This window comes from Thiosulfatimonas sediminis, from assembly GCF_011398355.1.
GTDB classification, from domain to species: Bacteria; Pseudomonadota; Gammaproteobacteria; order Thiomicrospirales; family Thiomicrospiraceae; genus Thiomicrorhabdus; species Thiomicrorhabdus sediminis_A.
The window spans coordinates 2,366,245-2,390,255 of record NZ_AP021889.1 but is presented as its reverse complement, the minus strand read 5'-3'; the positions used below and the strand labels follow the sequence as shown (position 1 = coordinate 2,390,255).

The following is a 24,011-nucleotide window of genomic DNA, read 5'->3' as shown; positions in this document are numbered from 1 at the left end:
AAACGGAGATCACCTCTGATGCAAGAGATGTTAGAACAGTTGTTAACACCACGTATGGTTGATATTCAACGTCTAACGCCTTTTCATAGTCGTGTGACTTTAGAGCCGCTTGAACGCGGCTTTGGTCATACTCTTGGAAACGCGTTACGTCGTATTTTATTGTCATCAATGCCTGGTGCGGCTATCGTCGAAGCCCAAATTGATGGTGTTTTACACGAATACTCATCGATTGAAGGGGTAAGAGAGGATGTCCTAGAGATCCTTCTTAACCTTAAAGAGGTGGCGGTTAAATTACATGCAACAAATAGTGCTGAATTAACCCTGAACAAAAAAGGTCCAGCGGTCGTTCGTGCTTCAGATATCGCGTTAAACCATGATGTTGAAATCGCTAACCCGGATCATATCATTGCGCATTTGTCTGAAGATGCTGAACTAAATATGAGCATTCGTGTAGAGAGTGGTATGGGTTACCGTGCCGCACAAACCGATAACGACAGTTCTGTCGGCGTTTTGCGTTTAGATGCAAGTTTCTCGCCGGTACACACTGTAAGTTACGAAGTACAAAATGCTCGTGTTGAACAACGTACTGACCTAGATAAGTTGATTCTTAATGTGGTCACCGACGGTACGCTAGATCCTGAAGATGCGATCAAGCAAGCCGCTACTGTGCTGCATTTACAACTGAATGCTTTTGTTGACCTTAAGCATAAAGAAGTCGCTGCACCACAAGAAGAAGAGAACGAGTTCGATCCAATCTTCTTGCAACCGGTTGATGATTTAGAGTTGACTGTTCGTTCAGCTAACTGTTTGAAAGCAGAACAAATTTACTATATTGGTGATTTAGTCCAACGCGCTGAACCTCAGCTGCTTAAAACACCAAACTTAGGTAAAAAATCTCTGCAAGAAATTAAAGATGTTCTTGCGCAACGAGGTTTGAGCCTTGGTACCAAACTAGAAAACTGGCCACCAGCAAGTCTGGTGAGCAAGGAATCTTAATATAAGGAAGCTATCATGCGTCATGGTAAATCAGGTCGTAAGTTAAATCGTAACAGCTCGCACCGTAAGGCAATGTTTAAAAACATGTCTGCTTCACTTATCGAACACGAAGTAATCCGTACCACGGTTGCTAAGGCGAAAGAACTACGTACAGTTGCTGAGCCTTTGATTACGCTTGCTAAGATTGACAGCGTTCATAACCGTCGTAATGCCTTTGCTCGTTTAGGTGATAAGGCTGCAGTAGGTAAGTTATTCCAAGAGCTTGGTCCACGTTACCAAACTCGTCCGGGTGGTTATATCCGCATTCTAAAATGTGGTTTCCGTCCAGGGGATAATGCGCCTATGGCGATCGTTGAGTTGGTTGACCGCCCAGTTGCGGCAGCAGACAACGCGGCTGAGTAATTTTTCTCAGCAAATAGAAGAAGCCGGCTTGTCCGGCTTTTTTTATGTCTGTGAAACACGTAAACTAAGTGTATGTTATTTGATACACATGCTCACCTACTTGAAGCCAACCAAGAACAGCTCGCGGCTTTAACGTATCCTGTTCTTAATGTCACCAGTCATCTCGCTCAATGGCAGGATGCTATCCGTTTGTCTGAACAGAATCCCCTCATTGGCTGTGCGCTTGGTATTCACCCTTGGTTTGTTAATGAAACAAGCTTTTCAGATTTAACTTATTTATTGCAACTGTTGGAATGGCAAGAGATTGCTGCAATTGGCGAAGTGGGTCTCGATTTTCAACCGGCGTTTCAACATACAAAAGAGCGGCAACTTGCTATTTTCGAGTCGCAACTTCAGCTTGCGGTCTATTTCAATAAACCAGTGTCAATCCACGTTATTAAAGCGCATAATGAAATGTTGTCTTTACTCAAGTCTTATTCGGTTTGCGGCGTGATTCACGGTTTAGGGGCTTCTCTGTCTCTCGCTAAACGCTATTTAGATTTGGATTTCAAGATTGGACTTAATGGGGTGTTGTGCCGTCAGAATGCTCGCCGTTATCGAGAAATGGTGGCGCATTTTGATTTAGCCCATTTTGTTCTAGAAACGGATTACCCCAATGTTGTTTTACCAACTGAAGAGTCAGCCGATTTAGCCGATTTATTTGCGATTGCTAACTGCGTTGCCTTCATCAAAAATGTTTCTGTTACAGAGGTGGTCGAGCAAACTCGTTATAATGCACACTCTATTTTTTCTTTTACAGATATTGGGCGGTAACTGATGGACGCATTATTTGAACGCAGCCTTTTGGTATTTGATGAACAGGGCATTGCGCGGTTGCAGCAATCACACGTTTTGGTCGCCGGTGTTGGTGGTGTTGGTGGTTTTGTTGCCGAAGCTTTGGCTCGTGCCGGCGTTGGAACGCTTACACTGATTGACCATGATAGCGTTAGCGCGTCCAATAAAAATCGTCAAATCATTGCCTTGAATAGTACTATTGGACGCAATAAAGCCGTTGTCATGGCTGAGCGGATTGCGGACATTAATCCTGCTTGTAAAGTGCATATCAGTCAGCAATTTATTTGTCCTGAAGACATGACAAACTTGTTAAGTCCTGGTTTTGATTATGTGGTGGATGCGATAGATAGCTTAAATTGTAAAGCGGCATTGGTTATTACTGCCAAGCAACTTGGTTTAAAGGTGGTTTCCAGTATGGGAGCAGGGCGTCGGATTGACCCTTCAAAAATTCTGCTTGCTGATATTTCCAAAACCCATGGCTGCGCTTTGGCGCGTAATATGCGCCAACGTCTCAAAAAGCAGCATATTGCCAAAGGGGTCATGACGGTTTTCTCAACGGAAATCCCCAAAGAACCAGGTCCAATGGAAGAAATTGAAGGTGCTCGAGGCCGTGTGGTGAATGGCACGGCCAGTTATATGCCAGGCATTTTTGGGTTAATGCTGGCTGGGTATGTTATTTCGGATTTGGTAAAAATAAAGTAATGTTTTAGGTGCGTGCTAAGGCTTATCGCTCATAGGTCTGTTGTAACAGTTTATGTGCACAGTAGGCCGCGCCCAACAGGGGTGCTTCCGGATTATCGACAACTCGGATTGGCATTTTTTCAATTGCATGCTTCATTCGCCCTTTATCTAAAAAGCCCTCCATGAATGCGCCTGATTGCAGTGCCGGCAATATTTTTGGGGCAATGCCACCGGCAATATAAATCCCACCGAGTGGTAGCGTTTTGAGGGCTAAATTTCCGGCTTCTGCGCCGTAAATCCGGCAAAATAGTTGCATCGCTTTAGCGCATAGGACATCTTCTTTGTTCATGCCCATTTGACTAATGAGCGCATTGCGGTCGGTTTGTGCCATTTGTGTCTCTAACTGCGGATTGACTGGTGCGTAATGGATGCTTTTTAAAAAATCATACAGATTGCCAAAACCATCCCCCGATAGAATCCTCTCCATGCTGACATGTCCATTAAAGCGTTCTCTTAAGAACTTCAGTAACTGATCTTCTAATTCATTTTGCGGTGCAAATTCACAGTGACCACCTTCGCTTGGCATGGCGTGATGATGCACTCCATCGAAAAAAAGAATGGCCTCACCCAAGCCCGTCCCGGCGGCAATCACTGCGATATGGCCTGTTTGGATTACCCCATCAGGATTGAGTTCATGGAAATCAGTTAACTGTAAAACGCCATAGGCTGCGGCTTCCAAATCATTTAACAGCCGGACATTTTGAGTGCCGAGCAATTCACTGATTTCTGTTGCATCTATCGTCCAAGGAAGATTGGTGGTGATGCATTTTTGATTTTTAATTGGCCCAGCAATCCCAAAAGCAGCGCCAGAAAGAACGAGTTCGGTCCCGGTAAACTCTTGCAATAGGTCGTTAAATATTAAATGGGTGCCACTGGCAAAAGTCTGCTTGCGGACTTCGATGAGCTGTTTGCCATCGGTTTGGTAAACAGCCAAAACGGTTTTTGTGCCGCCAATATCACCGGCGAGGATATATGCCATGCCAGATTCTCCAAATTAGTTTTGTTTATGTAAAAAACCGAATCCATCAATAATGGCATTGGCCACTTCATGCGGGGCTGATAAGTAAAAATCTTGCCATGCTTGTTCGCGTTGCGCATCGTAAGCTTGCATCTGGTTGCCTTCCTGAGCTAACCAACGCAAGCGGACGGCATGGCCGAGAAGCACATCTAAATAAATCGAATCTGCAGTATGCATACTTGGGTTAATTTGCATAATCGTGCCGAGCACCATTAAAGCTTCGTAATATAAACGACGTACTTCCGGTACCGGGTTTTTGTTGAGCAAGTGGTCAACTTTGTCTTGAAAAAGCTTTTCACCGCGGGTCATGTTTGCGCTGAGGGCATTGTCCAGACGGCGTTTAGGGTTCCATTGGTCACCAATAACCAAGCCTGCGGATTGATTGACGACGTCCCACACGCCCTCATAAAAATCGTTGGAATAGCGGCCAATCGCGCCGTTAATTTGGCGCCAGTGATGCCAATTATCGGCGGGTCCTAATTCTGGATTCATCGCCGATTCAAAGCGTGGCAGATACAATTCACCTTCTTGGTGGTCAAAGCGCATCAGCTCGCGTTGATAAAGTTCTTCTTGTACCCCAAGATAATTTTCTAAAACATAATTTAGTGCTTTGGCAAACTCAAATGGCGATTTGCGCATTAATAAATCCAGCGCATCGTCTGCCGAATAATCCGTTTCGGCATAACGAATATGTCCAGCCAGCAGTTGCAACAGTTGTCCTGTGCGGATTATTTTCATGTTGCTGAGCAGTTCTGGGCGCGAACGAATCATTAATCCTAAATTTAGAATCAGTTCTTGAGTGAGAATCTTGGCGCGTAAATCATCGGCGTTAAATTGATGAATCACGCGTAAGATCTCTTCCGCACCGACCGGTTGGCGGAAAGTGGAGTGTTTGCTGTATTGACGTGACACACTTAAGGCGATTTTGCGGACTAAAATTTCGGTCAGCGCGCCTTCCAAATTAATGTCGTGCTTGCTCAATAGCGCGGCTGCTAAGCGCGTTATTTGCCAGTCATTATGTTCGCCTGCATACAGATAGACTTCTTCCATCAATTTGCGTAACGAACAGGCATCGCCGTTTATATCGCGCAGAGCCGTGGTGAAATCCAAACCGTGACGCAGAATCAAAATTTGCAAAATGGTAAATTCATCGCGCAGGTTACCGGAATGAATTAACTGCGCCATTAATGCACTGTCGCTCCAATCGCGGCATAAAGTACTGTTTAAATGTGCATCGCTGGATTCATCCGTGGGCTGTAAGACCAGATGGGTTCGCGTTTGTAAGGGTTGTGCGGAATTTTCTTGTGGTGCTTGCGCCAAATAATGCAGGCTGCGTTTGGTGCTGGTTGGAATAAAATCTTTGAGTGAACCGAGCTTTACCGGCACTTCGCCAAAGCCGCCGTGACGGCACTCTTCCATAAACTCCAATAGGGCGCGGCTGCCTCCCTTGTGCAGCATCGCTTGGTTGACTACCAAAACCACTAGAGGGCGACCAGGAAGATTCCATTCGCGATAGATGTAGCCCATCTCCATTTTCAAGCGACGCACCAACATACGGTTATCTAAGGTGAGATAAAAATCGTGTTTATTCAAAAATTGCGGCTGGAAAATAAAACGATTGCCTTGGTATTCATACACACAAGAGGTCGCCAAACCCCGTGGATTACGGTGTGGACGGCCACTTAATTTAAGGCGTTCGGAGCGCCCAAGCCATTCAAACGCATCCGCCAGGCTACTGGCTTGCAGCACCTGCATCGGCTTAACCTGCGCTAAGGTTTGAGTGATAAGCCCATATTCGTGCAGTTTGTCCTGCACGGCTTCGTTTTCAGCAATTAAGGTAAATTGAATTTGCTTACCAAGGGTTTTGCCAATGTTGCGGTGGCGATTTAAAGGATCAATATCGGAAACATCCAATAAACCGTCTTGTACTAGGCAGCCCAAAATAAATAAACTCTGTGCCCATACCAATGGCACGTTTTCGTTGGGCAGCCGATCTTGTGAGCCGGGATTGGCCCGCTCGGCCGGAATTTTGTCTAACGGTACATAATAGAGTTCCGGCAGCAATTGTTGACCGTTTTGTTCGACCAAAAATGCTTCTAGTTTGGTGCGATATTCACTGGCCAGCGTTTTTTGGTCGGTAAAGAGATAGTGCAGTAAGAGATAGGTAAAAAACAGCGGCCATTCGCATTCGATATGTTCAAACTGTTTCATCTCCTCCGGTTCATAGTGCAAGCGGTTGTGATCTTCATTGGCGGCTTGATGGCCATCGCGTAAAAAACGTTTGCAACCATAGCGGCCGGCGAGTTTTGTCACCACTTCGTCTAGGGTTTGTTCGACCAGTGCGCTATCTTCAACCGCAAACGCTGGAAAGCCAATAATACTTAAGGTTGCCGCATCGACCTCTTTGGAAAGGGATTCCGAGGGTAAAGCGGCCTCTAAGGTAATCCGCGCACGTGCGATTTCGTCTGGTACAACATGAATGACACTGTCAATGCCGCCTTCGGAACCAAAACAGTTAAAGCCATCCATCGCTTCTAAAGCGGCTTTCGCCATGCCGACCGAACTGCTGTTGACTTCGGCAATGCCGTGATTGATTTTATTACCACGTTCCCAGATGCCATAATCCGGAGTGCGATAGGCGCGGCCAATGTAATGGACTAAATTTTGAATGAAATGCACCTCATCCATCGAGAAGATGATGCGCAATCCCGAGGCGCTCATCTGCGCTAGCATGAGTAAAAATAGACTGGTCGCGTCCAGTTGTAAGTGGCCCCACTCGTCATCGCCGACAACAGGGTCGCCACTATCGGTCGCGTACTTGGCGTGCAACGCGTCCAATGGATTTTGTGAATATTTAAAGGCTTCAACCTTATTGGCTTGTTTCATCATTGCCACGAGTAGGCCGCGCATCAGCTTCACCACGCTCTGTTCGAGCAAAATGGCACGCCCTTGGGTGTCGTCAATGCGTCGATAGGCTAGGCCTAATCCCCACGCAGCGAGAATACTATAGACATTATCACGCACCCACGCATCGGTGTAGTCGCCGTGCGCGGTGATGGCGGTACTGGCAGGCAATAAGCCGGTCAGCGGATTTTGTCGGGCGAGAATAATCCCAGAGACTTGTTGATAGTAAAGGTCGAGGATGTCGGTTGCGCGTCTTTTCATAGTTTTCCCGAAGGGTTCAGAAACTTAAGATAAGCCCACTTGCAATAAGCAAGCCAAAGCATCCTATCGGTATCAAAAAGCCGTTCTGTTGCGCTTTTGTGAAGGATTCAGTGTGGGGCTTTGTCGTTGATTTTCAGAATCATAGCAAACAACGCAATAGGATGAAGTTTTACGTAGCGAATGTTGAGCGATGACACCTTTTGCAGAGATTGGTGCTTACCATTGGTGGCAAGTAAGCACCAAAATAGGGCGCTTGTCCGTTATGCGAGCAGTTTACGCAGGTAGCGTCCAGTGTGTGAAATCTCGCTTGCGGCAATTGTTTCTGGTGTCCCTTCGGCAATAATCAGCCCACCGCCGGAGCCGCCTTCTGGACCAAGGTCTACCACCCAATCAGCCGTTTTAATTACATCCAAATTATGTTCGATAATGACAATGGTATTGCCGTGATCACGCAGTTGATTAATAACCTGCAAGAGCAGTTCAATATCGTGGAAATGCAGACCCGTGGTTGGTTCGTCCAAAATATATAAGGTGTTGCCGGTATCGCGCTTGGAGAGTTCTTTTGCCAATTTGACGCGTTGCGCTTCGCCGCCGGAAAGGGTGGTTGCGCTCTGGCCGAGTTTGATGTAACCCAAACCGACATCCATCAGCGTTTGCAGTTTACGTGCTAAAACGGGAATTGCATCAAAAAACGCGCGCGCGTCCTCGACGGTTAATTCGAGAATTTGGTGTATGTTTTTGCCTTTGTATTCGACCTGTAAGGTTTCGCGATTATAGCGTTGGCCGTGACAGACATCGCACGGCACATACACATCCGGCAGAAAGTGCATTTCCACTTTCAATACGCCATCGCCTTGGCAAGCTTCGCAGCGTCCGCCTTTGACATTGAAACTGAAGCGCCCTGGCGTATAGCCACGTGTGCGAGACTCTGGCGTGGCAGAGAGCAGTTCGCGAATTGGAGTGAACAGCCCCGTGTAGGTGGCTGGATTAGAGCGCGGTGTGCGGCCGATGGCGCTTTGGTCAATGTTGACCGCTTTATCGAAATGCTCAAAGCCACGATGCGTTTGGTAAGGCGCTGTTGCTTGACCAGCTTTGTTGAGAATATTTGCCGACAACTTTGACAAGGTACTGTTGATTAGAGTCGATTTTCCTGAGCCGGAAACCCCGGTAATACAGGTAAGAAGACCGACCGGAATTTTTAAATGCACATCTTGTAAGTTGTTGCCGTGCGCACCGAGAACCTCTAACCATTTATCGCCGGCCGTTAAACGCTGCGTTGGCAGGGGGATTTCGCGCTTACCGCTCAAGAATTGTCCGGTGAGAGACTGAGGGTTGTCCATAATTTGTTGCGGTGTGCCTTCCGCCATAATACGCCCACCATGTACGCCAGCACCTGGGCCAATGTCCAATACGAAATCGGCAGCGCGTATCGCATCTTCATCGTGTTCTACGACGATAACGGTGTTCCCTAAATCGCGTAAATGCGTCAAGGTTGCGAGTAATCGATCGTTATCGCGCTGATGTAACCCAATAGAAGGCTCGTCTAATACATACATCACGCCGACCAGTCCTGCGCCAATTTGCGAAGCGAGGCGAATGCGCTGCGCTTCGCCACCCGATAGGGTGTCGGCACTGCGACTTAGGGTCAGGTAGTTTAAGCCGACATTCACTAAAAAGCTGAGGCGTTGATGAACCTCTTTAATGATTTTCGCTGCGATTTCGCCCTTGGCTCCTTGTAAACTTAATTGGCTAAAGATTTGGTGTAGTTCGCCAACCGGCAGAGCCGTTAATTCCGGCAGGGTATTCTCGTTAATGAAGACATGGCGCGCCACTTCGTTTAAGCGCGTACCGTGGCAGCTTGAGCAGGCCTTAGAAACCAGATACTTTTCTAGCTCTTCACGCACCGCGCGGCTGTCGGTTTCCGTATAGCGGCGTTCCATATTTGGAATAACGCCTTCAAAACGGCGAGTGTCGCTGTACTTGCCATGCGGAAGGGGAATTTTATCGCGCCCTGAACCGTACAAAATCACACTCTGCTGTTTTTCGCTAAGCGCCTGCCATGGCGTTTCAATATCAAATTGATAATAATCGGCAACCGCTTTGAGCAGTTCAAAATAGTATTTATGACGCCGATCCCAGCCACGAATTGCGCCGCCGGCTAAACTGAGTTCGGGGTGGTGAATGACTTTATCAACAGCAAAACTTTCTTTTACGCCAAGCCCGTCACAAGTTGGGCAGGCGCCGTGCGGATTGTTGAATGAGAAAATTCGTGGTTCTAATTCTGGTACCGAATAACCGCAATGAGGACAGGCAAAACGCTCAGAGAACATGAGTGCAAAATCTTCTTCCTCGCTCATTGGTACCACTTGTGCCAAGCCGTCGGATAAACGCAGTGCTGTTTCAAAAGATTCTGCTAGGCGCTGTTTCAAATCCGCGCGCACTTTAAAGCGATCAATAATCACCTCAATGGTGTGTTTTTTGTTTTTTTCTAACGCAATAGAACCGTCTAATTCGCGGACTTCGCCATTGATTCTTGCGCGAATAAAGCCTTGCGCTTGCAGTTCGCTTAACAGCGCGAGGTGTTCGCCTTTTTTGCTACGCACCACAGGCGAAAGGAGAAGGCATTTACTGCCTTCTGGTAAGTCTAGTGTGTGATCAACCATTTGACTGACGGTTTGCGCTTGCAGATCGCAACCGTGCGTGGGGCAGCGCGGTGTGCCAACGCGAGCAAACAGCAGACGTAGATAATCGTAGATTTCGGTGACCGTGCCGACGGTTGAACGTGGATTGTGCGATGTCGATTTTTGTTCAATCGAGATGGCCGGTGACAGTCCTTCGATATGATCGACGTCGGGTTTTTCCATCACGGATAAGAACTGGCGTGCGTAAGCCGAGAGTGATTCGACATAACGGCGTTGTCCTTCGGCGTAAATGGTGTCGAAAGCCAAAGAAGATTTGCCGGAGCCGGAGAGGCCGGTAATCACAATCAATTTGTCACGTGGCAAGGTCACGTCGATGTTTTTCAGGTTGTGGGTTCTAGCCCCGCGAATCACGATCTCTTCAAGCATGCTCTCTCCGGCAATTTTTGGGCGAAAAGCGGAATTATAACAAGAAGCATAAAAGTTTCAGACGGCAAAGCCGTCATCCTGCTAAAAATTACTTTTTATTCAAGTGTTTACCACGGGATAAATAAAGTGCCTTGCACACTAATTTGTACGTCCGAACTGCCGGAAACCACCGCCGCATCGACCATCTCCATCGCGGCGGGCGCGGCATAAGCCATGCGCGTTACTGGAAGTGCGCGCGCGCTGTTGATGTTCGTTTGCAGCAATTCATAGCGGCTTGCACCAAGTTGTTGAGCAATGCGTTCCGCCTGTTCCTGATAACGCTTTAAGGCGTTGACTAAAAGTTGTTGGCTGAGGGTTTTACGGCGTTCGTCAGAAAGAGCAAATTGCATCGACTGGTAGATAAGATGTTGTTGTGCAGCGGCAAGCACTTTGCTGACTAAGGCCAAGTCGTGAACTTGGATTTCGAGGCTTTGCTGACCGCGCCAGTGGCTGATTTGATTCTGTTTATTGTAAATCGGATGAATTTGATAATTTCCGCTATTCATTTTTAACTGGGTCTTGTTTAGCCCAAGCGCCTCCAGAGCTTGCAGTGCTTTGCTCATCTGGGCGTTAATTTGCTGAATGACTTCTTGCGAATTGCCGGCTTCTTGAACGCTTTGCAAGCTGAGTTTAAGCATGTCATTTTCGGCATTAATTTGTTCGTTGATTTGGAAGTTAACTGTGTGGCCGCGCGGTTCTTCTTGTGCATGAACGGGGCTCAAAGCGCTCAAATAGCATAGGCAAATAAGGGACAGTAATCGGGTTGGGTTGCGCATAATTCCTCCAAAATAAGTGCGTAAGACAGACTTAGACGGTTGATTATAGCGGTCTAAGAAAAAAATGGCCTTTAAATAAAATGGACTTGACGCACGAGTAAACGGGTTTCTAGCGACATCGCAATCTTTAGGAAGAAACAGAATTTAGTCCCAACGGACTTGAACGTGTGTAGAAGTAGATTATGACTTGCGCTGTGTTAAGAATGTTATAATTTTGCGTTTCAAAATTTGTGGTATCCGTACAGCAATGCACCGTGTACGGAACGGGCATTTATGCGTGTTTCGAGTCAGACAGTTGTCACTAAGTGGCGTGTGATTTCGGGCATAATCGCCAATTAAAATAAAATGCATAAGGGTTTTTGAACTATGGCAATTCCTCACCCGAATACGATGAATCCGGTTGAAAGACGCGCGGCGTTTTCGATTGCCGGAATCTTTTCGACGCGTATGCTCGGTTTGTTTATGATTTTTCCGGTGTTCGCGTTGTTTGCTGAAAAAGAGTTTGCCGATATTACCGGCACGCAAATCGGCATCGCCATTGGGATTTACGGACTGACACAAGCGTTGTTGCAGATTCCATTTGGTTATTTTTCAGATAAATTTGGGCGCAAGCCGCTGATTATTGTCGGGATGTTGATTTTTCTTCTCGGTTCTTTGGTTTGTGCGATGGCGGATTCCATCGAAATGATGATTCTTGGGCGTGCGCTACAAGGTATGGGCGCGGTCGCAGCGGTGTTGATGGCTTCAGTTGCCGATTTGGTGCGTGAACAATATCGACTGCGCGCCATGTCGATTGTTGGCATGACCATCGGTTTATCGTTTACTTTGTCGTTGGTCGCCGGGCCTTTGCTGGATGCGTGGATTGGTGTGCGAGGTATTTTTTGGGTGATCGCCGGTCTGTCGCTATTAGGCATTGTTTTAGTAATCTTTGCTTTGCCACCGATTAAAAACCAAGAGTTTCAGCGTGAAGCACAGACAGATTTTAGTCAATTTGGTGAAATTTTGCGCAACTCGCAATTATTGCGTCTTGATTTAGGGGTGTTTGTTTTGCACGCCATTTTGACCGCCATGTTTGTGGTTATGCCATTATCCTTGCGCGATTCTGCTGGATTACCGGCGGTTGAACATTGGCATATTTACTTGCCTGTGATGTTGTTGTCGTTCATTTTGATGGTGCCGTTTATTATTCAAGCGGAAAGCAAAGGGCGGATGAAACCTGTTTTTGTTGGCGCGATTGCTGCGATTACTTTAATGCAATTGGGCTTTTTAAGTTTTGAACAAAGCTTTTGGATGTTGTTCGCGCTTCTTTTAGTGTTCTTTACCGCATTTAACTTGTTGGAGGCTTCGCTGCCGTCATTAGTGGTGAAATTGTCTCCGGCGGATAAGAAGGGCACGGCCAGTGGTGTTTACTCCACCAGTCAGTTTTTGGGCGCTGCAATTGGTGGTGCTTTAGGCGGCTATTGTTATCAGCATTATGGTTATAATGGTGTCTTTGTAATGACCACGATATTGGGTACTGTGTGGTTCATTGTCGCTTTAAGTATGACGCGCCCAATGCCGTTAAGCATTGCCTCGGTACCGATTGGACCGGTTGCGGAACATGAGGTGGCTGAGCTTCAACAGAAGTTGATGAATTTTGAGGGAATTTACGAAGCGATTGTTCTGCCGAATGAGCAGCGTGTTTACTTCAAAATCGATCGTAAACAATTAAATGAAGTTACCCTAATTGAATACATTGAACAAAGTTCAGAATCCTTGAGAAAGAGAGAGTAAAGAGTTATGCGAGGCGTAAACAAAGTAATTTTGGTGGGCACTCTTGGTGCAGATCCAGACGTAAAATATGCCGCTAATGGTAACGCCATTGCAAACTTGAGCGTCGCCACCTCAGAAGAGTGGAACGATAAAAACACTGGCCAAAAACAGCAAAAAACCGAATGGCATCGTGTATCGATTTTTGGCAAGACGGCAGAAATTGCTGGCCAATATTTGAAAAAAGGCTCGCAAGTTTACTTGGAAGGGAAATTGCAAACGCGTAAATGGCAAGATCAAAGCGGTCAAGATCGCTACACGACTGAGGTGGTTATTAGCGGTTTTGACGGTACGATGCAGATGCTTGGCGGGCGCAGTGGCGGCGACACGGGTTTTGATAATAGCGGTTATAACCAAGCCAGTCAGGGTGGTTTTGGGGGTGGTATGAATAATCAACCGATGATGCAAAATACCGCACCGCAAGGTAATCCCAACATGAACCGCCAGCCAGCAGCGATGCCGCAAAACCAAGGCGGTTACGCCAATAACCCAAATATGGGTGGCATGAATAATAACCAAGGTATGCCATATCAAGCACCGCAGCAAGGGATGAACCCAGCGCAACATCAGCCGATGGGAGGCAATCAACCGATGCAAGCCAAACCAGCACCAGCATATGCACCGAATGATTTTGATGATGATGACGTCCCGTTTTGAGTTCAATAATTGAATCTGTTGAGTACGATTTTAAGAAGCCCCATTTATTGGGGTTTTTTATTGCTTGGCAATCAGTGTTGTGGATTCGTTTTAGAGCGTATTTCATTGGTATTATTCGGCAATGAGTGTGTGGGATTTGATTAAAAATAATTCAAATACGAAAAACGATAGTTTTGTTTGATTTGTGCAACTTAATAGTGATTTTTTCTTCAGTGTATAAGTTGGTTTTACACTTTGATAAAAACTTTATTTATGGCGCTTAATAAGCTTATGTTATGGTATGCAACGTGCGATCCAAAGCATGTTTTTTTGTAAAGACCTTATTAGGAGTCAGTCCAGTGGACTGACTCGCTTTTTTTGTTTTATCTGATTTTTCACTCTCATTCATTTAATAAAATACACAGTAATTTTCAATTGCAAGCCTCGCCCGTAGCGGGTTTTAAGAGCTTAACGGCTTTTCTGCCTGTTTTTTTCAAGTCTCGTTATGGCTGTAAGCAGTTGCCTTGCCCAGCTAAACTTTTCTACGCATGAAGCCATTTTAATTTGTTTTGAGTCTCCCTAATTCTTGCTTGCTAAATGTTGCTGATTCTTAAATTAAGAACTTGTTCAGTGTTCCCTCAAGTTTCTTGTTCGTGTGCCGATATGCCTTATATAGAGGAGACGTTTGTATGGGCAATACCAAAGTAGAGTTATCGCGCGGCACGCAATATTTATTCCGTCATATGGAAAAAATTGAGTTGCAAAATGAGCAAGCGCGCCAAGAAAAAGCCTTAGCTAAAAAAGAGATGGATTTTGCTCAGGTAGAACGCTTTTTTCGGCAGATTAAGACTCAGAATATTTTTATCTTCACGGTCGGTTTAAACGGTAAGCCGGAATCGACCATTTTATCTAAAGCGATTTTCAGTATGAATCGCGTGGTAAAGGTGTATTACAGTACCAGTTTTGATGAAAGCAAGTCCGGTTACCTGCGGATTCTTCCGGACAGCGCTCAGCAAACGATTTTAGTTGAGCGGGTGCATGGTTATCGTGGCGAGCCAGAGTTTTTGTATCGTAGTACCGATGAGTGTCACATTATTCGTTGGATGATTAAATGGATGTTGCCGCGTTTTGATTGGAGCAAAACCAAATTAGTGAATTTGGATTTATACCGGATGTTTATTGATCAACGCGAACGTGTTTTACAGAAAAAATTGGAAGAGAGTTTCGAAAACGCAGAAGCTCATCATAAATAATAAAGTTTTAGGTTCAATTGTGTGGCTGGGCGCTTAAGGGGGTGGTTTGCTAACTCCTTAAATAAGCGCCTTTTTTGTTTGCATGAGCAAGAGTTTGCCAAGCATTTTAGTGAGAGCGATTGACCGCCAAATCTGCCAATGCCAGTAAGGCCTGTTTTAAGCGAGTTTCGTCGAGTTCGATCAGTGCCTGTTGGGCAAGTTTCGCTTCACGCCGTGCGATTTGATAAGTGTAATCGATAGCGCCCGAGGCTTGAATCAGTTTGCTGATTGGTTCGATTAAGCCAATCCCTTCGCTTTCGATGGCACGACGGATGAGCGCTTTTTCCGCTTCGTTGCCATTTTGCATAATGTAAATTAGTGGCAAGGTGGGTTTGCCTTCAGCAAGGTCATCACCAATGTTTTTTCCGAGTTCTTGCGCATCGGCAGTGTAATCCAGTGCGTCATCGACTAATTGGAAAGCGGCGCCTAAATGGCAACCGTAAGCGATAAATGCCGCTTCTAAATGCGGTTTTTGCGCCAGAATTGGTCCCATTTGAGTCGCCGCTTCAAAAAGTTTGGCGGTTTTGCGGTGAATGACTTCCATATAACGCGCTTCGGTGGTGTCAGCATCATGCACATTCAACAGTTGCAGGACCTCGCCTTCGGCAATCACGTTAGTTGCGGCGGACATCACTTGCATGATTTGTAGGATGCCGGGTTCGACCATCATTTCAAAAGAGCGAGAATACAAGAAATCGCCCACTAAGACACTGGCTGCGTTGCCCCAAACTTCATTGGCTGTTTTGTTGCCGCGGCGTGTATCGGATTCATCCACCACGTCGTCGTGCAACAGGGTTGAGGTGTGGATGAACTCAATCACCGCTGCCATTAGGTGATGGTCGGTTCCTTGATAGCCGCAGGCACGTGCACTTAACAAGGTTAACAGTGGACGCAAGCGTTTGCCGCCACTGTTAATAATGTAGTGGCCAATTTGGTTGATTAAAACAACATCGGAAGAGAGTCGTTCCAAGATGAGTTGATCAACGGCTTGAATGTCATCGGCGATAAGGTCGCGAATTTCTTGCAGGGTCATTAGTAACGGTACTCTTGGCCACGGAAAATAAAGTGATGCATTTTATTATGAATAGCCTCCCTTAGCTAGAAGTACTGATTGAATACGATTAAATTGTGCCAGAATGCGCCTAATCAAGTGATGAAAATCGACTGCGCAAGCGTAAATTTTGATGGTGGTTGTGCATTTCTTGTTTATTAATCAGCCAGACAACGCTTTTGGCGGCTTGCATGGATGCAAATGAGCAATTTTTAATAAACTGCGCAATTAAATTTTGACCTGTATATCAAAAGCTTATATAATCCTGCCTTCGCTAAATAGCGGCTTATTAAAAAGAATTTTAGATATCCGGGAGATATATATGTACGCAGTTATTAAAACCGGTGGTAAGCAGTATCGAGTTCGTGAAGGTCAAACTCTACGCATTGAATCTTTGAATGCAGAAGCAGGTGATGCGATTGAGTTTAACGAAGTATTGATGGTGGGTGAAGGTGCAGATGTTAAAGTTGGTGCACCTCTAGTTGAAGGTGCAAAAGTTGCAGCGGTTGTTGAGTCAAACGGTCGTGGTAAAAAAGTCACCATCATCAAATTCCGTCGTCGTAAGAACCGCTCGAAAACTAAGCAAGGCCACCGTCAAAATTACACCGAAGTTAAAATCGGTAAAATCTCAGCTTAATTGCATTGCAATTTAAGCTTGCTTAGATAGACTAGTTTTTTTAAATTTAAAAACAGCAGCTGCATCTTAGTAGGGTGCAGTTCTGTGAACAAAAGGATAGCACCATGGCTCATAAAAAGGCAGCTGGTAGTACTAAAAACGGTCGCGATTCTAACGCCAAACGACTTGGTGTGAAAGCATACGGCGGCGAAGTCGTATCTGCGGGAAGCATCATTGTTCGTCAACGTGGTACTAAATTCCACGCGGGTGAAAACGTTGGTCGCGGTAAGGATGACACTTTATTTGCAAAAGCAGACGGTAAAGTCGCTTTCGTAGCTAAAGGTAAGCCAGTACGTACTTTCGTAACAGTTGTAGCTGAATAATCTGATTATTTAACTTCAATTGCGAAACGCCCCGCTTTGTCGGGGCGTTTTTTGTTTGTAATCTATATTTATGTGCCTCGCTTTGTCGGGGCGCTCTGCTAAAATACCGCGTTTAAGGTCATTAACGCCAAGAGGAAAATCATGCAATTTGTTGATGAAGCAACCATTTCTGTTCAAGCCGGTCGCGGCGGCAATGGTATTGCCAGCTTTCGCCGTGAAAAATTCATTCCTTTTGGTGGCCCAAACGGCGGTGACGGCGGTGACGGCGGCGATGTCGTTCTAAAAGCCGACAATAATTTAAACACCTTGGTCGATTTTCGTTATACCAAGCATTTCCGCGCACAAGGCGGCCAAACTGGCATGGGGCAGCAGAAAACGGGTGCGGCTGGAGAAGATTTGGTTATTTTAGTGCCTGTGGGTACGGTCGTTTTTGATATTGATGCCGATGAAGTTATGGGCGATTTGACCGAACATGGTCAGACGCTGTGTGTGGCTCAAGGTGGTCGCCACGGTTTGGGGAATATTCACTTTAAAAGTTCCACCAACCGTTCGCCACGTCAATGCACAAAGGGTGAGGACGGCGAAGAGCGTAACTTGCGTTTAGAGTTGAAAGTATTGGCTGATGTGGGCTTATTGGGATTGCCAAATGCTGGTAAATCAAGTTTGATTACGGCTGTTTCTGCCGCGCGTCCAAAGGTTGCCAATTATCCGTTTACCACGCTTTATCCAAACTTGGGCGTTGTGTCAATTTCACCAGAAACCAGTTTTGTTATCGCTGATATTCCTGGTTTGATTGAAGGGGCGGCTGAAGGCGCTGGGTTAGGCATTCAATTCTTGAAACATTTGGCACGAACCGGTTTGCTTTTGCACGTGGTGGATATTGCGCCGATGGATGATGTTGACCCTGTCGAAAGTATTCGTGTTATCCAAAAAGAGTTGGAAAAGTACTCTGATGAATTGTTGGATAAAGAACGTTGGTTGGTGATGAATAAAACCGACTTGATGCTGGATGAAGAGGTCGACACGGTTGCGCAGCGTATTTTGCAAGAAACCCAGTGGACAGGTCCGGTTTATCAAATTTCTGCGGTTGAGCGTAAAGGTACGCAAGAGCTGATGAACGCCATTGCTCAGCAGTTACAAGAGAATAAGCGTTTGCAGCGTGAGCAGGAGTCTGTGCAATCAAGTGTATCGACTCGCCGTACTGTTGAAGAAGATTTTGATTTTTAATGAATTTTGAGCAGAGGGTGGAATGCAGCGCGCAGATGTAAAAAGTACCCAGCGTTGGGTGGTGAAAATAGGCAGTGCTTTGTTGACTGACGACGGTCAGGGCTTGAATCGCGAAGCATTGGCGCACTGGGTTGAGCAGATTGTTGCTTTAAAAAAGAGTGGCAAAGAAGTGGTTTTAGTCTCGTCTGGCTCGGTCGCGGAAGGGATGAAACGCCTCGGTTGGAAATCGCGCCCGGCGGCATTGCACGATTTGCAGGCGGCCGCGGCAGTTGGGCAGATGGGATTGATTCAGGCTTATGAGTCTAAATTTGCTCAGTACGACATTCATACCGCGCAAATTTTGATGACGCACGATGATTTGTCGAATCGCAAGCGTTATTTGAATGTACGTAGCACGCTCAAGGCGTTGTTGGAATACGGCGTGGTGCCGATTATCAATGAAAACGATACGGTGGTTACCGATGAAATTCGCTTTGGTGATAACGATACGTTGGGGGCTTTGACTGCAAACTTAATCAGCGCGGATGTGCTGGTGATTTTGACCGATCAGCAAGGGTTGTATAACGACAATCCGCGTACCAATCCAAATGCCGAATTGATTTCTGAGGCGCAGGTCAGTCGTAAGGATATTGAGGCGATGGCCAGCCCTGAAGGCGGAGCATTGGGTAAAGGCGGAATGTACACCAAAGTGATGGCGGCAAAACGTGCGGCGCGCTCTGGTACGGCGACGTTCATAGCGTCCGGCCGCGAGCCGAATATTTTGGTGAAGTTAGCGCAAGGCGAGTCTTATGGCACTTTATTGATTCCAGATTTGGAACCGCTGACCGCGCGTGAGCGTTGGTTGGCGGGTCATTTACAAGCGAAAGGCAAATTGGTCTTGGATGCAGGTGCGGTTAAGGTGTTGAAAAACTCCGGTAAAAGCTTGCTGCCGATTGGCGTTAAAAGTCAAGAAGGCAATTTTCAGCGCGGCGAAATGGTTATCTGTGTCGATGAGGCTGGCGTTGAAGTGGCGCGTGGTTTAGTCAATTATCCTGCCAATGAGTCGATTAAGATTTTAGGCAAACCGAGTCATCAAATTATAAGCCAACTCGGTTATATGGAAGATGAGTCTTTGGTGCATCGTGATAATTTGGTCTTAAGCGAATAATTTGCTTAATGGCGATGACAATCAAAAGCGGTGTTGCGGCCGCTTTTTTGTTTTATGCGTGGCGCATTGTCGTGCATTTAAAAATCAGCAGTAATGCTTTCTTAAAAAATTGTGCAGTTTTTTTAAGCATGTCCCTTGAATAATCCGCAAACGCCACCATATCTGTTACAGCCACAAACGGATGCCTACAACAAATCACTGCTTGCGGCAGACGTTGGCTTAGCGACTGTTTTAGTGGAGCTTTTTTAAGCGGTCGCGTAACAAAATTTTTAACATTTTCAAAATAAACTTTTAGGGGGAAACCTATGAACATTAAACCTTTACAAGATCGCGTTGTTGTCCGTCGTGTTGAAGAAAAAAAGGAGACGGCCAGTGGGATTCTTCTTCCAGGTTCAGCTCAAGAAAAAGAGAACATGGGCGAAGTAGTCGCAGTCGGTCCAGGTAAAGCGTCTGACTCCGGTACGATCATCGCTATGACCGTCAAAGTTGGCGATAAAGTGATGTTTGGTCAGTACTCAGGTCAAGAAGTAAAAGATGACAACGGCGAGAAGCTGATGATTATGCGCGAAGACGACATTATCGCGGTCATCGGGTAATACGCCGAGTAGATTTTTTCTTAAAGTTTTAACGAAATAAGGATTTTAAAAATGGCAAAAGACGTACGTTTTGGTTTAGATGCTCGTGAAAAAATGGTTGAAGGGATTAATATTTTGGCTGATGCAGTTAAAGTGACCCTTGGACCAAAAGGACGTAATGTGGTACTTGAGCGTAACTTCGGCGCACCAGTTGTGACGAAAGATGGTGTTTCTGTTGCGCGTGAGATTGAGCTTGAAGACAAGTTCATGAACATGGGTGCACAGATGGTTAAGCAAGTTTCTTCACAAACCAACGACGTGGCCGGCGACGGGACGACAACAGCAACCGTTTTGGCGCAATCAATTGTTCGTGAAGGGATGAAGTCGGTTGCCGCAGGTATGAATCCAATGGATTTAAACCGTGGTATTCACAAAGCGGTTGAAGCGGTCGTGGCAGAAATTAAAGCCATGTCTCAACCTTGTGAGACAAAAGCGTCATGGGCGCAAGTTGGTACTATCTCAGCAAACTCGGATGCAAAAGTCGGGAACATGATTGCGGATGCGATGGAGCGTGTGACGACCGAAGGCGTTATCACCGTTGAAGAAGGTTCTTCTTTGGAAGACGAGCTTGTTGTGGTTGAAGGGATGGAGTTTGACCGTGGTTACCTATCACCTTACTTCGTGACTAACCAAGATAAAATGGTTGCGGAATTAGATAGCCCTTTCATTTTACTTTACGATAAGAAAATTTCGAATATGCGTGAACTGCTTCCAGCGCTGGAAGCGGTCGCTAAAACCAGTCGTCCACTGTTAATCATTGCCGAAGACGTTGATGGTGAAGCGTTGGCGACACTGGTGATCAACAATATGCGCGGTATCGTTAAGGTTGCGGCAGTGAAAGCACCTGGTTTCGGTGAACGTCGTAAAGCAATGCTACAAGATATGGCGGTGTTAACAGGTGGTACCATTATTTCTGAAGAAGTAGGTCTATCACTTGAGACGGTACAGCTTGAGCATCTTGGGCAAACGAAATCTGCGGTGGTCGGTAAAGACACCACTAAGATCATCGATGGCGCTGGTTTAAAAGCGGATATTGATGCGCGTATTGCGCAAATCAAAGCGATGATTGAATCTTCAACGTCGGATTACGACAAAGAGAAGCTACAAGAGCGTTTAGCGAAATTGGCTGGCGGTGTTGCGGTTATCAAACTGGGCGCAGCGACCGAAGTTGAAATGAAAGAGAAAAAAGACCGTGTTGACGATGCGTTGCACGCAACTCGCGCAGCGGTTGAAGAAGGGATTGTTCCTGGCGGCGGCGTTGCGCTGGTTCGCGCGCTTGCCAATGTTAAGGTAGAAGGCGAGAACGATGACCAAAATGTTGGTATTCAAATTGCAATGCGTGCGATGCAAGAGCCAATGCGTCAAATTGCGATTAACTGTGGCCTAGAAGGTTCAGTCATTGTGAATAAAGTGATGGAAGGCAAAGGTAACTTCGGTTTTGATGCAGCGAAAGAAATCTATGTTGATATGTTAGAAGCCGGTATCATTGACCCAGCTAAAGTGACGCGTTCTGCATTGCAAAATGCCGCTTCGGTTGCTGGTTTAGTGTTGACTACCGGTGCAGCGATTGCTGATTTACCTAAAAAAGGTGATGACGCAGGCGCTGGCTCAGGAATGGGCGGTATGGGAGGCATGGGCGGCATGATGTGATTTTTTCGGCTTAGGCGTTTAAATTTAAACGATAACTTCGTTGAATTTGAACTTCCAGTGCTCACGTACCGTTATGTACGCTGCGCGCTGGTTTCAAATTCGCCTGGTTCTCATCTTAAATTTATAACGCCTAGTTCGAAAAAAGAGCGTAACTGTTCTGTTTCTTTAAGAGCCAGCTTTTTAGCTGGCTTTTTTGTATTCAATAAATTGCACATTGAAATGGATTTTTGCGAGAGTCTATTTCAATGTTTTTAGGAGTCTTGTATGACGAATCAGGTTTTTCCGATTTTGTATTCGTATCGTCGTTGCCCTTATGCAATGCGTGCACGTCTGGCGATTTGGTTTGCCCAGCGTCAAGTAGAGCAGCGCGAGATTGTCTTTTGGGATAAGCCCGAGTCGATGTTGCAGGTCTCGCCAAAAGCAACGGTGCCGGTATTGGTTTTACCCGATGGTGAGGTAATCGAAGAGAGTTGGGAAATCATGCAATGGGCACTGATGGATGACGCTTTGTTTCCGCAGGATGCGCGAATCGCAGATTGGATTGCAGTTTGTGACGGTGATTTTAAGATGCATTTAGATGCTTACAAGTACCCTGAATTGTGTCAGCAGTCCTATCCAGATTTAATGTCGGGGCAATGTCACGAAAAAGCACGCCAAGGGGGCGAAGTGTTTTTGCAAAAACTGGAAAATCAGTTACAGCAGAGCGCTTATCTTTTGGGGAATCAATTGAGCATTGTTGATTTGGCACTGTTTCCGTTTGTGCGCCAATTTTCCCATGTAGATAAGGCATGGTGGAATTCAGCCGATTATCCGGCGGTACAAGCTTGGTTGGCAATGCATTTGGCGAGCGAATATTTTGCGGCCGTCATGAAAAATCGCCCTGTTTGGCAAGTGGGACATCAGCCGATTTTGGTTAACGAGCCGGAATTGCAGCGCAAAGATCAGTTTCGAGCCAAAGTGGAAGGCAAAGCTATTCCGCGTTAACGCAAACGCGGCAGCTTGAACTGGCGCATCAACATTAATATGCCGAAAAGCGTCATGTACAGCAACGGCATAAATAAATCGGCTTTGACCAGTAAGGCATAATGCAGAATGCCAAGAAAAGTGATTAGGTAGACCAGCTTGTGTAATGTTTGCCAATGGCGTTTTAAACGCCGTTGCCAGCCTTGGGTTGAAGTAATCGCTAATGGAATCAGCAGAAATAAGGCAAGCATACCAATCAGAATGAATGGGCGTTCGGCAATGTCGGTAAGCGCTTCATTTAAGTCGACACTCATATCAAACACAAAATAGATTGCCAAATGCAGCAGCGCATAAACAAAAGCGCTTAGCCCTAAAACGCGACGTGTTAGGTGCATGGGCAGCCACCATTTTGGGCTAAAGAGTTTTTGTATTGGCGTTATGCTGAGAGTGAGCAGTAAAAAGTAAATTGTCCAGTCACCGGTGGTGTGCTCTAAGGTTTCCACCGGATTGGCGCCGAGGTTGTCGGTGAGTAAGTCAAATGTCAGTAAGCCGGCGGGCAGTGCGCAAATCAGACTCACAATAAACAGTTTAATGAAAAGGGGCATAGTTAGGCCTTAGTAATTTTTCTTCAAATCCATGCCTTTATAAAGGCTGGCGACTTCATCAGCATAACCATTAAATAGCAAGGTTTTTTGTTTGAAGAATGAGCCAAGTGGGCGTTCTTTTGCTTGCGACCAGCGTGGATGAGAGACGTCCGGATTTACATTTGAATAAAAACCGTATTCACTTGGCGCAGCGGCCATCCAGCTTGAGACCGGTTGTTTGTCGGTTAGGCGGATGGTGACAATCGATTTTGCACTTTTAAAGCCGTATTTCCAAGGCACAATAAGACGAATGGGTGCGCCGTTTTGGTTTTGTAACGGCTTGCCATAAAGTCCGGTTGTCATTAAGGTTAATGGGTGCATGGCTTCATCCATGCGCAAGCCTTCGCGGTACGGCCAATTTAGAATATCAAAACGCTGGCCAGGTAAGTTTTCGCGGTCGAGAATGCTGATAAACTCGACATATTTAGCTTTACTGGTCGGTTCAACTTTATCCAATAATTTGCTGAGTGGGAAACCGATCCACGGAACCACCATTGACCAGCCTTCAACACAGCGGAAGCGGTAGATGCGTTCTTCTTGGTCGAAAGCCAGCAGGTCATCCATATCGAAAGTTTGTGGTTTGGCGCATTCGCCTTCGATGCGAACTTGCCAGTTATCGGTGATTAGGCGGTCCGCATAGCGAGGAGGGTCGGATTTGTCCGTGCCGAGTTCGTAGAAGTTGTTGTAGTTTAGAGCGTGCTCTGAATCGGTGAGTTTTAAGTTCGGACGATAGGTACTATTCGGGCTGAAATTGAAATCGGCTAGGGCAGCAATCGGTGAGCTGAATAAACCAGCCGCCAGCGCAGAGCGAATGAATTGGCGGCGATTAAGAAAGAACGCCTCAGGGGTTACGTCGCACTCTTTAGGGGTTGTGTTCCCTAGGCGGATTAGGGGTTTTAGATTCGATTTCATAAATCAC

The 24,011-nt window shown here is 46.2% G+C and carries 21 protein-coding genes; 14 read left to right on the top strand and 7 right to left on the bottom strand.

From position 1 onward, the window contains the following. Positions 1-18 precede the first annotated feature (18 nt). The 4 genes from HRR27_RS11180 to HRR27_RS11165 all read left to right on the top strand — a co-directional run bounded on the left by HRR27_RS11180 (position 19) and on the right by HRR27_RS11165 (position 2,934). On the top strand, positions 19-996 hold the full coding sequence (locus HRR27_RS11180) for a DNA-directed RNA polymerase subunit alpha (protein ID WP_173273847.1): 978 nt from the start codon (positions 19-21) through the stop codon (positions 994-996). Between the two features lie 15 nt (positions 997-1,011). Next, positions 1,012-1,398 (top strand): 50S ribosomal protein L17, encoded by a 387-nt coding sequence (rplQ, locus tag HRR27_RS11175; protein ID WP_173273845.1) that lies wholly within the window; start codon positions 1,012-1,014, stop codon positions 1,396-1,398. A gap of 72 nt (positions 1,399-1,470) precedes the next feature. Beyond that, entirely contained in the window at positions 1,471-2,211 is a 741-nt protein-coding gene (locus HRR27_RS11170) for a TatD family hydrolase (protein WP_173273843.1), read from the top strand. A 3-nt stretch (positions 2,212-2,214) separates the two neighbouring features. Further along, the gene (locus tag HRR27_RS11165; protein WP_173273841.1) at positions 2,215-2,934 is read left to right on the top strand and encodes a tRNA threonylcarbamoyladenosine dehydratase; all 720 of its coding nucleotides are present in this window, start codon (positions 2,215-2,217) and stop codon (positions 2,932-2,934) included. A gap of 22 nt (positions 2,935-2,956) precedes the next feature. Here the strand turns inward: HRR27_RS11165 and glk are convergent, their stop codons facing one another. The 4 genes from glk to HRR27_RS11145 all read right to left on the bottom strand — a co-directional run bounded on the left by glk (position 2,957) and on the right by HRR27_RS11145 (position 10,985). Further along, positions 2,957-3,952: a glucokinase gene (glk, locus tag HRR27_RS11160; protein WP_173273839.1), complete on the bottom strand. Its 996-nt coding sequence runs from the start codon at positions 3,950-3,952 to the stop codon at positions 2,957-2,959. A gap of 15 nt (positions 3,953-3,967) precedes the next feature. After that, the gene (locus HRR27_RS11155; RefSeq protein ID WP_173273837.1) at positions 3,968-7,156 is read right to left on the bottom strand and encodes a phosphorylase b kinase regulatory subunit alpha/beta; all 3,189 of its coding nucleotides are present in this window, start codon (positions 7,154-7,156) and stop codon (positions 3,968-3,970) included. Between the two features lie 260 nt (positions 7,157-7,416). Beyond that, positions 7,417-10,224, bottom strand: coding sequence for an excinuclease ABC subunit UvrA (gene uvrA, locus HRR27_RS11150; RefSeq protein WP_173273836.1), 2,808 nt, complete (start codon positions 10,222-10,224; stop codon positions 7,417-7,419). Between the two features lie 107 nt (positions 10,225-10,331). Next, positions 10,332-10,985: an SIMPL domain-containing protein gene (locus HRR27_RS11145; protein ID WP_173273834.1), complete on the bottom strand. Its 654-nt coding sequence runs from the start codon at positions 10,983-10,985 to the stop codon at positions 10,332-10,334. Between the two features lie 420 nt (positions 10,986-11,405). On the opposite strand from HRR27_RS11145, the gene HRR27_RS11140 reads away from it, so the two are divergent. The 3 genes from HRR27_RS11140 to HRR27_RS11130 all read left to right on the top strand — a co-directional run bounded on the left by HRR27_RS11140 (position 11,406) and on the right by HRR27_RS11130 (position 14,737). Continuing rightward, positions 11,406-12,812 carry an MFS transporter gene (locus HRR27_RS11140; protein WP_173273832.1) on the top strand — a complete coding sequence of 469 codons (1,407 nt, stop codon included), beginning with the start codon at positions 11,406-11,408 and terminating at the stop codon, positions 12,810-12,812. A gap of 6 nt (positions 12,813-12,818) precedes the next feature. Next, on the top strand, positions 12,819-13,505 hold the full coding sequence (gene ssb, locus HRR27_RS11135; RefSeq protein ID WP_173273830.1) for a single-stranded DNA-binding protein: 687 nt from the start codon (positions 12,819-12,821) through the stop codon (positions 13,503-13,505). Between the two features lie 668 nt (positions 13,506-14,173). Next, positions 14,174-14,737, top strand: a complete 564-nt coding sequence (locus HRR27_RS11130; RefSeq protein ID WP_173273828.1) for a hypothetical protein — start codon at positions 14,174-14,176, stop codon at positions 14,735-14,737. Positions 14,738-14,843: 106 nt separating this feature from the next. On the opposite strand, the gene ispB is transcribed toward HRR27_RS11130, so the two are convergent. Beyond that, positions 14,844-15,809 (bottom strand): octaprenyl diphosphate synthase, encoded by a 966-nt coding sequence (ispB, locus tag HRR27_RS11125; protein WP_173273826.1) that lies wholly within the window; start codon positions 15,807-15,809, stop codon positions 14,844-14,846. Between the two features lie 340 nt (positions 15,810-16,149). Here ispB and rplU point away from each other — a divergent pair, with 340 nt between their 5' ends. The 7 genes from rplU to HRR27_RS11090 all read left to right on the top strand — a co-directional run bounded on the left by rplU (position 16,150) and on the right by HRR27_RS11090 (position 22,469). Beyond that, entirely contained in the window at positions 16,150-16,464 is a 315-nt protein-coding gene (gene rplU, locus HRR27_RS11120) for a 50S ribosomal protein L21 (RefSeq protein WP_173273824.1), read from the top strand. 104 nt (positions 16,465-16,568) lie between these two features. Next, positions 16,569-16,826: a 50S ribosomal protein L27 gene (rpmA, locus tag HRR27_RS11115; protein WP_173273822.1), complete on the top strand. Its 258-nt coding sequence runs from the start codon at positions 16,569-16,571 to the stop codon at positions 16,824-16,826. 141 nt (positions 16,827-16,967) lie between these two features. Next, the gene (gene cgtA, locus HRR27_RS11110) at positions 16,968-18,053 is read left to right on the top strand and encodes an Obg family GTPase CgtA (RefSeq protein ID WP_173273820.1); all 1,086 of its coding nucleotides are present in this window, start codon (positions 16,968-16,970) and stop codon (positions 18,051-18,053) included. Between the two features lie 22 nt (positions 18,054-18,075). After that, positions 18,076-19,200, top strand: a complete 1,125-nt coding sequence (gene proB, locus HRR27_RS11105) for a glutamate 5-kinase (protein WP_173273818.1) — start codon at positions 18,076-18,078, stop codon at positions 19,198-19,200. Between the two features lie 305 nt (positions 19,201-19,505). Then, positions 19,506-19,796 (top strand): co-chaperone GroES, encoded by a 291-nt coding sequence (locus tag HRR27_RS11100; RefSeq protein ID WP_173273816.1) that lies wholly within the window; start codon positions 19,506-19,508, stop codon positions 19,794-19,796. A gap of 51 nt (positions 19,797-19,847) precedes the next feature. Next, positions 19,848-21,485: a chaperonin GroEL gene (gene groL / locus HRR27_RS11095; protein WP_173273814.1), complete on the top strand. Its 1,638-nt coding sequence runs from the start codon at positions 19,848-19,850 to the stop codon at positions 21,483-21,485. A 264-nt stretch (positions 21,486-21,749) separates the two neighbouring features. Then, positions 21,750-22,469: a glutathione S-transferase gene (locus HRR27_RS11090; RefSeq protein ID WP_173273813.1), complete on the top strand. Its 720-nt coding sequence runs from the start codon at positions 21,750-21,752 to the stop codon at positions 22,467-22,469. On the opposite strand, the gene HRR27_RS11085 is transcribed toward HRR27_RS11090, so the two are convergent. Continuing rightward, a complete protein-coding gene (locus HRR27_RS11085) occupies positions 22,466-23,053 on the bottom strand; it encodes a protein-methionine-sulfoxide reductase heme-binding subunit MsrQ (RefSeq protein ID WP_173273811.1) in 588 nt (195 codons plus the stop codon). The two genes, HRR27_RS11090 and HRR27_RS11085, sit on opposite strands and share 4 nt — an antisense overlap. A gap of 9 nt (positions 23,054-23,062) precedes the next feature. Continuing rightward, the gene (msrP, locus tag HRR27_RS11080) at positions 23,063-24,004 is read right to left on the bottom strand and encodes a protein-methionine-sulfoxide reductase catalytic subunit MsrP (RefSeq protein WP_173273809.1); all 942 of its coding nucleotides are present in this window, start codon (positions 24,002-24,004) and stop codon (positions 23,063-23,065) included. Positions 24,005-24,011 lie beyond the last annotated feature (7 nt).

What these genes read in the sequence shown, in the direction of transcription:
- HRR27_RS11180 (WP_173273847.1), top strand. Translation starts at nt 19, where the DNA reads ATGCAAGAGATGTTAGAACAGTTGTTAACACCACGTATGGTTGATATT.
- rplQ (WP_173273845.1), top strand. Translation starts at nt 1,012, where the DNA reads ATGCGTCATGGTAAATCAGGTCGTAAGTTAAATCGTAACAGCTCGCAC.
- HRR27_RS11170 (WP_173273843.1), top strand. Translation starts at nt 1,471, where the DNA reads ATGTTATTTGATACACATGCTCACCTACTTGAAGCCAACCAAGAACAG.
- HRR27_RS11165 (WP_173273841.1), top strand. Translation starts at nt 2,215, where the DNA reads ATGGACGCATTATTTGAACGCAGCCTTTTGGTATTTGATGAACAGGGC.
- glk (WP_173273839.1), bottom strand. Translation starts at nt 3,952, where the DNA reads ATGGCATATATCCTCGCCGGTGATATTGGCGGCACAAAAACCGTTTTG.
- HRR27_RS11155 (WP_173273837.1), bottom strand. Translation starts at nt 7,156, where the DNA reads ATGAAAAGACGCGCAACCGACATCCTCGACCTTTACTATCAACAAGTC.
- uvrA (WP_173273836.1), bottom strand. Translation starts at nt 10,224, where the DNA reads ATGCTTGAAGAGATCGTGATTCGCGGGGCTAGAACCCACAACCTGAAA.
- HRR27_RS11140 (WP_173273832.1), top strand. Translation starts at nt 11,406, where the DNA reads ATGGCAATTCCTCACCCGAATACGATGAATCCGGTTGAAAGACGCGCG.
- ssb (WP_173273830.1), top strand. Translation starts at nt 12,819, where the DNA reads ATGCGAGGCGTAAACAAAGTAATTTTGGTGGGCACTCTTGGTGCAGAT.
- HRR27_RS11130 (WP_173273828.1), top strand. Translation starts at nt 14,174, where the DNA reads ATGGGCAATACCAAAGTAGAGTTATCGCGCGGCACGCAATATTTATTC.
- ispB (WP_173273826.1), bottom strand. Translation starts at nt 15,809, where the DNA reads ATGACCCTGCAAGAAATTCGCGACCTTATCGCCGATGACATTCAAGCC.
- rplU (WP_173273824.1), top strand. Translation starts at nt 16,150, where the DNA reads ATGTACGCAGTTATTAAAACCGGTGGTAAGCAGTATCGAGTTCGTGAA.
- rpmA (WP_173273822.1), top strand. Translation starts at nt 16,569, where the DNA reads ATGGCTCATAAAAAGGCAGCTGGTAGTACTAAAAACGGTCGCGATTCT.
- cgtA (WP_173273820.1), top strand. Translation starts at nt 16,968, where the DNA reads ATGCAATTTGTTGATGAAGCAACCATTTCTGTTCAAGCCGGTCGCGGC.
- proB (WP_173273818.1), top strand. Translation starts at nt 18,076, where the DNA reads ATGCAGCGCGCAGATGTAAAAAGTACCCAGCGTTGGGTGGTGAAAATA.
- HRR27_RS11100 (WP_173273816.1), top strand. Translation starts at nt 19,506, where the DNA reads ATGAACATTAAACCTTTACAAGATCGCGTTGTTGTCCGTCGTGTTGAA.
- groL (WP_173273814.1), top strand. Translation starts at nt 19,848, where the DNA reads ATGGCAAAAGACGTACGTTTTGGTTTAGATGCTCGTGAAAAAATGGTT.
- HRR27_RS11090 (WP_173273813.1), top strand. Translation starts at nt 21,750, where the DNA reads ATGACGAATCAGGTTTTTCCGATTTTGTATTCGTATCGTCGTTGCCCT.
- HRR27_RS11085 (WP_173273811.1), bottom strand. Translation starts at nt 23,053, where the DNA reads ATGCCCCTTTTCATTAAACTGTTTATTGTGAGTCTGATTTGCGCACTG.
- msrP (WP_173273809.1), bottom strand. Translation starts at nt 24,004, where the DNA reads ATGAAATCGAATCTAAAACCCCTAATCCGCCTAGGGAACACAACCCCT.